Source organism: Streptomyces sp. SID12488, assembly GCF_010548275.1.
GTDB lineage: Bacteria > Actinomycetota > Actinomycetes > Streptomycetales > Streptomycetaceae > Streptomyces.
On record NZ_JAAGLT010000004.1, the window covers coordinates 393504 to 401983 of the forward strand.

Here is an 8480-nt window from a genome sequence, read left to right on the forward strand (position 1 = left end):
GACAGGACGGCGCCCCGGCACTCTCCGCCGGCTGCGTTACGCACGAGCAGGCCGGCCGGGCACCGCGCGTCCTCACCGAACAGTGCGCCGCGACCGGCCCTCGTCCCGCCCGATCACCTTCCCTGTCACAGTTCCGGCAGCCGCAGCGCGAGGAGCGCCACGTCGTCCGTGCTGCCCGGTGGCATCCGGGCCAGGAGCTGGTCGCACAGGGTGTCCAGGGGTGCGTGGGCGAGGTCCAGGGCGTGGCGGCGCAGGCGGCGCAGGCCGGTGTCGAGGTCGCTGCCGGGGATCTCGATCAGGCCGTCGGTGTAGAGCAGCAGGGTGGAGCCAGGCGGCAGGGGCTGGGTGGCGGTCGGCCGGCTCTCGGCGTCCCGCTGGTGGGCGCCGAGGAGAAGGCCCTGCCCGGCTTCGAGGTACCGCGCGTGCCCGCCGGGGGTCAGCAGGAGCGGCGGGGGGTGGCCGGCGCTGGTCCACCGCAGGGTCCACGGGCCCGTGTCCGGGTGGCCTTCCACCCGGGCGAGGACGAGGGTGGCCATGGGGACGGTGGTGATGGCCGGCATGGCGTCGTCGAGACGGTCGACGACGGTGCCCGGCGGCCCGGAGCGGTCCCAGGCCAACGAGCGCAGGATGCCGTGCAGTTGGGCCATCCCGGCCGCCGCCGTCAGGTCGTGGCCCACGACGTCGCCGATGACCAGCGCGAGCGTGCCGTCCTTCAGCTCGAAAGCGTCGTACCAGTCGCCGCCGACCTGGGAGCCGACGGGGGCGGGCTGGTAGCGGGCGGCCAGCCGCAGCCGGCCGGGCTGGGGCAGCGGGGCGAGCAGGTTGCGCTGCATGGCCTCGGCGACGGCCCGCTGGCGGCCGAACCGGCGGGCGTTGTCGATGACCAGGCCGACCCGCCGGCCGATGTCGCTCACCACCCCGAGATCGGCGTCGTCGAAGGGGTGCGCCGGGTCGGTGCGCACCACCGTCAGGGCGCCGGTGATCTGCCGTTCGGAGCCGGAGCCCAGCGGCACCGTGATGGCGGACGTCGCGCGCACCGTCCACAGGAAGTCGCTGTGCACGGCGGCCAGGCCGGAGCCGGGCGGTGCGGCGGCGGCCATCTCCGGCACGCCCTGCCGTACGGGATCACCGCCGTTCAGCACCTGGACGAGGGGCGACCAGTCACCCTCCCGCTCCCCGGCCTTGGGAAGGCGCTCGCGCCCGCCCTCCAGCGCGGCGTCCCGGCCCGCGGGTCCGGTCACCGCCACCCGGTGGATCCGCCCGGAACCGGTCCGGAGGTCCACCGCGACCCAGTCGGCGAGGCGGGGGACCAGCAGGCGGCCCAGTCGGGCAAGAGCCTCGTCGGTCTCCAGGGTCTGGCCCAGTACGTCGGTGATCTCCGCGACCAGGGTCAGCCGCTCGTTGAGGTCCTCCAGGGCGCTCGTGTAGGCGGCGCCTTCGCGACGCGCGCCCGGGTCGCCGCTGCTGTCGGTGCCGTCGGCGCTGTCGGTGAGCAGCACCGCCATGCCCTTGAAGGAACCGTCGTCCACCAGGGGAGAGGCGGACCAGGAGACCGTGACCAGGCGGCCGTCGCCGCGCAGACAGCTGTAGCCGTCACCGCGTGCGGCACTCTTCCCGGCCAGCGCCCGGAGCAGCGGGCACCGCTCGCGCGGGAGGGTGCCGCCGGCCGCGTCCCGGTGCAGCAGGTCGTGGGCGTCCTTCCCGCGTACCGCCGCGGCGGTACGGCCCAGCAGCCGCTCGGCGGCCGGGTTGACGGCGTCGATCCGGCCGGTCGGACCGACCACCAACAGGGCTGTGCTCAGCCGCTCGACGACCTGTCTCCAGAACTTCGGCCCGGCCGCCGACCGTGACCCCGACCCTGACCCCGACTCGTCACCCGCACCGGGCACCGTACCCTCCACCACGCCGCCCTCGAGTCAGGGCGGCCTCGCACCGAAGCCCGCGGGCGCGTCAGGGGAAACCCGCCGGACCAGTGTCCGACGGCCCCCCGACAGGAACCCGGCCGCGTGGCCGGCGCGACGATCCGTCCGTCCACGTCCCGGGTTCGCCCCCACCGTACGGCTTCGCGGTCAGCGCACGGGCCGCCGCCTGACGCGCCGGGTCAGCCGTGCCCCGAAGAAGATCAGGTCGGCGGCGAAGATCACGATACCGATGGCCAGCAGATATCCCAGACCATGGGCTGCCACACCGATGATTCCCAGGACGACGGCCACCAGGACCAGCAGAAGGAAGAGCGCCATCATCCGGACCATCTCCTCTGTGCCGTGCGTGAAGTGTGTGAAGTGTGCGTTGCGTACGTCTGTTCAGCGGCGTGCGAGCTGACGTTCGCCCCCTGCTCCGGGCTGGTAGGCCAGGCCGTAGTGCTTGAAGATCTCCGCCTCCTGCTCGGCGGGGAGCACGTCGTCGGTCCCGATCGACGGGGCGTTGCGCACCTGTGTCTTGGCGTAGGCGACCTTGACGTAGCCCGGTCCGAGGACCACGTCGTCGAGGGGGACGAAGACCAGGCGGTGGCGGGTGGGCAGCCCGGTCCGGATGGTGGCCATGGCGGGTTCGTCGGTGGTCGTGTCGACGTAGACCGATTCGAGCAGGCCGATCCTGCGCTGTTTCTCGTCGATCACCTCGTGGTTGCGCCACTCGCGGATGTCGGCTGAACGGATCATGCCCTGCTCCCTGTCTGCGCGCCCCGGCGGACGGTGCGACGGCCCTGGCCCTGACCTGGGCCCGAGCACCTGACCATGCCGACCTACTTGTCATCGTATGACCGAAACAAGTCCCCGGCATCGAGCAATTCATGCAGCGTTCGGCGATCGAATGTGTCCCGGAGTGCGACTCCCGGGGCGCTGTCAGGTGCCCGCGGAGTCCAGTGCCGACTGGAGTGACTGGCGGTAGCCGTCGCTGGTGTACGTGGCTCCGGAGACCGTGTCGATGTCGGCGCTCTGGGCGGTGAGCGCCTCCCTGGTCAGCTGCGGGACGGCGTACGAGTTGATCTGCTGGTCCCTCGGGTTCTCCTGCGGGTAGGTGACCGCGGTGACGTCGGTGAGCTTCCCGTTCGTCAGAGTGACACGGACCTGGACGGGGCCGTAGCGGGTCTGGACCGAGTCGCCGGTGAGAGTACGGGTGCCGGTGGCAGAGCCGCTGGAACTGCTGGAACTGCTGGAACTGCCGGACGGCGCGGGGGAGCTCGCCGACCCGGCGGTGACGGCGGCCGGTGTCGTGTGCGGCTTCAGCGACAGCAGCAGCACCATGCCGGAGACGGTCGCGGCGCTCGCCAGTGCGATGCGGCGCAGTGGACGGTTCTTTCTCAAGGTGTGCAAGGGGGCCTCACAGCTCGAAGGACTCGTGGTGGATACGGCGGTCGGGGACCCCGGCGGCGCGCAGCGCCTCGTACAGGTCCCGTGCGAATCCGTGCGGGCCGCACAGGTAGACGTCGTGGGTGTCCAGGTCGGGCACGGCCGCGCGCAGGGAGCGGGCCGAGAGGTCGGGGCGCCGGCCGTCCGGGCCGTTGAGCGCGTAGAGCACTCTCGCCCCACGCCACCGTGCGACGGCCTCCAGTTCCCCGCCCAGGGCGAGGTCCTCGTTCGTGCGGGCGCGGTAGAGGAGGGTGACGTCGCCGGGCAGTGTCTCGAACAGGGCCCGCAGCGGGGTGATGCCGGCGCCGCCCGCGATCAGCAGGGACTTGTGCGAGGTCTGCCGGTCGGCGGTCAGCGCCCCGTAGGGGCCCTCCGCCCACACCCGGGTGCCGGGCCGCAGCAGGGACACGGCGGCGCTGTGGTCGCCGAGCGCCTTGACGGTGATGCGCAGCAGGCCGGGGCGCGGCGGCGCCGACAGGGAGTACGGCGTGGACGTCCAGCGCATGCCCTCGGTGAGGAACCGCCAGCGCAGGAACTGCCCCGGCAGTACGCCCATCCCGTCCAGTCGCCGGCCGGCGATGACGACGGAGTACACGCCCGGGGCCTCCCGGTGCACGGAGTCGACGCGCAGCCGGTGCCGCAGGTTGAGCCGTACCGGGGCGAGGATCCGGAACCACACCACCAGGGCGGCGACGCCCAGGTACAGCGCGTACCAGGCGGCCTGGGCGGGCCCGTTGCCGGTGAAGTCGGAGCCCAGGGCGAGCTGGTGGCCGAAGGCGAGGAAGATCGCGGCGTACGTGAGCAGGTGCAGGTAGTACCAGAACTCATGGGCGACCCGGCGGCGTACCGCGCGGGCGGAGACGATCCCGACGGCGAACAGGATGACGGTACCGGCGGTGGCCTTGAGCATCTCCGGGTAGTCCAGGACCACGGTGAGCGCCTCGTCCAGGAACGAGGAGCCGTCCTGGGCGGCGTACCCGAGGAGGATCAGCACGATGTGCGCCACCAGCAGACAGACCGTGTAGCGGCCCGCCCTGGCGTGCCAGCGCGTCACCCGGTCCGCCCCGATCCGCCGCTCCAGCAGCGGGACGCGGGCCATCAGACCGACGAGGACGGCACACGCGTACCCGCACAGCAGTCCCGCGATCCGGCCGGCCCCGGTAAGCCAGCCCGCCGTACCGACGACCGAGCCCGTGTCGTGCCACCACAGGGCGATCAGGGCGGCGGCGCCGGCCCACAGGACGGCGAGCACCGGCCCGGCGGGGGAGCGCCGTGCCGCGGGAGGCGCGGGGGCGACCCTTCGTTGCGCGTACGCCGTCGTCATCCGCGTGTCCCTTCGGCTGTCGGTACGTCGGTACGGTGGTACGTCCCTCTGGGCGTCCGGAACGACACTGTGCCGACGCAACCTCTGAGCCCCCTCTCAGCGCGAGGCCCGCCGCACGGCCGAACCCGCAGGTGGGAAGGGCGGTCGGGTGGTCCGTGGCGATGGCGGGCGCAGAGCGGACTCAGAGGGAACTCAGAGGTGGGGAAAGCGGCCGGGGACGCGGCGAGACCGCATCCTGGTAACCGAGATGAACACTCCCCGCCCCCGCGGCTTCGGCCGCCCCACGCTGACCCGGACCGACGGCACTCCGCTCCGGGTCCTCGTCGTCGACGACGACCCCGACCTCGCGGAGGTCCTCTCCGGCGCCCTGCGCTACGAGGGCTGGGAGGTCCGCACGGCGGGCGACGGCGTCTCGGCCGTCACCGAGGCACGCGAACTGCTGCCCGACGCCGTCGTCCTCGACGTCATGCTCCCGGACACCGACGGCTTCGCCGTGCTGCGCTCGCTGCACGCCGTACGCCCCGACGTGTGCGTGCTCTTCCTGACGGCGCGGGACGCCGTCGAGGACCGGATCGCCGGCATCACGGCGGGCGGCGACGACTACGTGACGAAGCCGTTCAGCCTGGAGGAGGTCGTCGCGCGGCTGCGCGGGCTGGTGCGCCGGGCCGGCATGGCCAGGCAGACGGAGGACGGGCCTCGGCTGACCGTCGGCGACCTCGTCATGGACGAGGAGGCCCGCGAGGTCACGCGGGGCGGCGAACTCGTCGAGCTGTCCCCGACGGAGTTCGAACTGCTTCGCTTCCTCATGCGCAACCCGCGCCGGGTGCTCAGCAAGGCGCAGATCCTCGACCGCGTCTGGTCGTACGACTTCGGCGGCCAGGCCCATGTTGTCGAGCTGTACATCTCCTACCTGCGCAAGAAGGTGGACGCGGGCCGCCCGCCCATGATCCACACGGTGCGGGGCGCCGGATACGTGCTCAAGCCGGTGGCCCGGTGAGGGCGCGCGGGTGGCTGCCGCGATTGCCCCGCCCGCATACGCTGCGGGCGCGGCTCACCGCCGGTCTCGTCGTGCTGCTCGCGGTGAGTTGCGCGGCCGTCGGGGTGGCGGCGGTGGTCGAGCTGAACGGCTTCCTCACCGGCCGGCTCGACCAGCAGCTGCGCGAGGCGGGCGTACGGTTCCCGGCGAGCCTGGAACACGGCGGCCCGCTGCCGCTGCCGTCCGACCACGATGGCGACGAGGGCGGCGACGGCGACACCCGCCGCCAGGCCGCCGGGACCTTCGGCGCCCGGCTGGTCGACGGCATGGTCACCAACGCGGCGGTGGTGGCTTCCGGCAGGGGTACGGGCACGGTGACCGTCGCGCTGAGCGCGCGGGACCGGAGACGGCTCGCCGGGCTGCCCGCCGACGGCGAGGGACACACGGTCGACCTCTCGACGCTGGACGACTACCGCATGATGGCGACCGAGGGCAGGGACGGGGACGTCCTGGTCACCGGGCTGCCCACGGAGTCCGTGGAGGCCGCCGTGCACCGGCTGGAACTGGTCGCCGCGGTCGTCCTGGGCGCGGCCCTCGCCGTCGCCGGCGTCGCGGGAGCCTTGTGGGTGCGCTGGTCGCTGCGACCGCTCAGCCGGGTGGCCGCGACCGCCACCCGGGTCAGTGAACTGCCGCTCTCCAGCGGTGAGGTGGGGCTGTGGCCGCGCGCGCCCGAGGCCGATCCGCGCAGTGAGGTGGGACGCGTCGGCAGCGCCTTCAACCTGATGCTCGGGCATGTCGAGGACGCGCTGACCAAGCGGCACGCGAGCGAGGAACGGCTGCGCAGTTTCGCCGCAGACGCCAGCCACGAGCTGCGTACGCCCGTGGCCTCGGTCCGGGGTCACGCCGAACTGGCGCTGCTGCACCCCGGCCCGGTGCCGCCGAAGGTGGTGCGGGCCCTGGAGCGCATCGAGGCCGAGGCGGCCCGCATGGGCGAGATGGTCGACGACCTGCTGCTCCTGGCCCGCCTGGACGCGGGTCGCCCCCTGGAACGGCTGCCCGTCGACCTGACCCGTCTGGTCCTGGACGCGGTGACGGACGCGCAGGCCGCGGGCCCCGGACACCGCTGGACCCTGGAACTGTCCGAGGAGCCGGTGACGGTGACGGGTGACGCCCACCGGCTCCATCAGGTGCTGGCCAACCTGCTGGCCAACGCGCGTCTGCACACTCCCGTCGGCAGCACGGTGACGATCTCGCTGGAGAGCGAGGACAAGGCGACGGTGCTGCTGAAGGTCCACGACGACGGACCGGGCGTCGCCGCCGACATCCGGCCCAAGGTCTTCGAACGCTTCACCCACGCGGACCGCCGCCGCACCGAGGGCTCTGGTCATGGCACCGGCACCGGCCTCGGGCTGTCGATCGTGGCAGCGGTGGCGGAGGCCCACGGCGGCGGCGTCACCCTTGAGAGCGGCCCGGGATCGACCACGTTCACCGTCCGGCTCCCCGCGGGTGACGGGTGAGGGGCGAGGGGCGAGGGTGACGGGTGGATCGGACACCCTCGTATCTTCTGACCCGCGCGATCCGTTGTGTGGTGGCCGACATCCAACGGCGGAGGCTCTTGTGCCGCTCGAACCAAGGCAATTGCCAAGGTAAGAATCCGTTTCAGCTGTCGGCGATCGCGGCGGCATTGCGCGTGATCAACACCCCCCGTGCCGTGGCAACCTGCGTGCCGATACAGCCATTTGGATCCGGAGGTACCCCGCCCGTGACGGCGAAGACCAACCCCACCGTCAGGAGACGCCGTCTCGGAGCCGAGCTTCGCCGGCTCCGCGTTGCCAGCGGGCTCAAGAGCACGGAAGTGGCTGCGCGGCTCATGGTCTCGCAGCCCAAGATCAGTCATCTGGAGAACGGCAACCGTGCCATCAGCCCCCGCGATGTGCGCGACCTGTGCGCGATCTACGAGGTGACGGACCAGCAGGTCATCGACTCCCTGATGGAGATGGCCAGGGAATCCGGTCAGCGGGGCTGGTGGCACACCTATGGCGACCTCTCCGACAGTGTCTACATCGGCCTGGAGACAGACGCCGTTTCCCTGCACACGCACGCGCCCATAGTGGTGCCCGATCTGCTGCAGACCCCCGCCTACGCCCACGCCATCCTTGCGGAAACGATCCCTCGGCTCACTGCCGAACAGGCCGCCACGCGCCTCAAGGTGCGGCTGCGCCGTCAGCACCGGATCTACGACCCGGCCTGTCCGCTGCGTCTGTGGGCCATCCTCAACGAGTCGGCACTGCGCTGCGTCGTCGGCAGCCCGGACGTCATGCGTGAACAACTGGAGCATCTGAAGGCACTCAGTGCGGAGCCGCACGTCACGGTGCAGATCCTTCCCTACGCGGCGGGCGCTCACCCGGGCCTGTCAGGACAGTTCTCCATCCTGCAGTCCGCCGACAGTCCCGAGGCGGGGTTGGTGTACCTGGAACGGTTCACCAGCGATCTCTACCTGGAGAAGCCGTCCGACGTACGGCACTACAGCGTGATCTACGACCACCTCCAGACCCGGGCACTCGCCCCGGACAGCAGCCGCGACTTCATCACCGACATCACCAAGACGTACATCGACGCGGCGACCCAGTGCCCGGTGTCGGCGTCGCACGGTCACCTTCCCGTTGCTGGTTGAGGTCGATTGCCTCACCGTCGAAGGCGCGGAAATCTATGTCGACCGGAGTAGACATTCGGTGGTGGGTCTGGTTATGGTTTCTCTCGTAGCCCAGAGAGACAGCAGGGCCTGGCAGACACGAACTGCCGGGCAGCAGTAGTGAAGTTGCAGTGTGCA

The 8480-nt window shown here is 71.8% G+C and carries 8 protein-coding genes; 3 read left to right on the plus strand and 5 right to left on the minus strand.

Annotated elements, in window-relative coordinates:
- Positions 1-125: 125 nt before the first annotated feature.
- From G3I56_RS09870 to G3I56_RS09890, 5 genes are all read right to left on the minus strand, one after another.
- Positions 126-1889 (minus strand): SpoIIE family protein phosphatase, encoded by a 1764-nt coding sequence (locus tag G3I56_RS09870; protein ID WP_164408498.1) that lies wholly within the window; start codon positions 1887-1889, stop codon positions 126-128.
- A 180-nt stretch (positions 1890-2069) separates the two neighbouring features.
- Positions 2070-2243, minus strand: a complete 174-nt coding sequence (locus G3I56_RS09875; RefSeq protein WP_164312077.1) for a hypothetical protein — start codon at positions 2241-2243, stop codon at positions 2070-2072.
- Positions 2244-2303: 60 nt separating this feature from the next.
- Positions 2304-2660, minus strand: coding sequence for a PRC-barrel domain-containing protein (locus G3I56_RS09880; protein ID WP_164408499.1), 357 nt, complete (start codon positions 2658-2660; stop codon positions 2304-2306).
- A gap of 183 nt (positions 2661-2843) precedes the next feature.
- Positions 2844-3314, minus strand: a complete 471-nt coding sequence (locus tag G3I56_RS09885) for an FMN-binding protein (protein ID WP_164408500.1) — start codon at positions 3312-3314, stop codon at positions 2844-2846.
- Between the two features lie 7 nt (positions 3315-3321).
- Positions 3322-4674, minus strand: coding sequence for a ferredoxin reductase family protein (locus tag G3I56_RS09890; RefSeq protein WP_164408501.1), 1353 nt, complete (start codon positions 4672-4674; stop codon positions 3322-3324).
- Positions 4675-4921: 247 nt separating this feature from the next.
- Between G3I56_RS09890 and G3I56_RS09895 the strand changes: the two genes are divergently transcribed.
- From G3I56_RS09895 to G3I56_RS09905, 3 genes are all read left to right on the plus strand, one after another.
- Positions 4922-5671, plus strand: coding sequence for a response regulator transcription factor (locus tag G3I56_RS09895; protein WP_164312262.1), 750 nt, complete (start codon positions 4922-4924; stop codon positions 5669-5671).
- Positions 5672-5685: 14 nt separating this feature from the next.
- Complete coding sequence (locus G3I56_RS09900) at positions 5686-7167, plus strand: HAMP domain-containing sensor histidine kinase (protein ID WP_203689610.1); 1482 nt, start codon at positions 5686-5688, stop codon at positions 7165-7167.
- Between the two features lie 245 nt (positions 7168-7412).
- Entirely contained in the window at positions 7413-8324 is a 912-nt protein-coding gene (locus tag G3I56_RS09905; RefSeq protein WP_164408503.1) for a helix-turn-helix transcriptional regulator, read from the plus strand.
- The last annotated feature ends 156 nt before the right edge of the window (positions 8325-8480 follow it).

What these genes read in the sequence shown, in the direction of transcription:
- G3I56_RS09880 (WP_164408499.1), bottom strand. Translation starts at nt 2,660, where the DNA reads ATGATCCGTTCAGCCGACATCCGCGAGTGGCGCAACCACGAGGTGATC.
- G3I56_RS09890 (WP_164408501.1), bottom strand. Translation starts at nt 4,674, where the DNA reads ATGACGACGGCGTACGCGCAACGAAGGGTCGCCCCCGCGCCTCCCGCG.
- G3I56_RS09875 (WP_164312077.1), bottom strand. Translation starts at nt 2,243, where the DNA reads ATGATGGCGCTCTTCCTTCTGCTGGTCCTGGTGGCCGTCGTCCTGGGA.
- G3I56_RS09895 (WP_164312262.1), top strand. Translation starts at nt 4,922, where the DNA reads ATGAACACTCCCCGCCCCCGCGGCTTCGGCCGCCCCACGCTGACCCGG.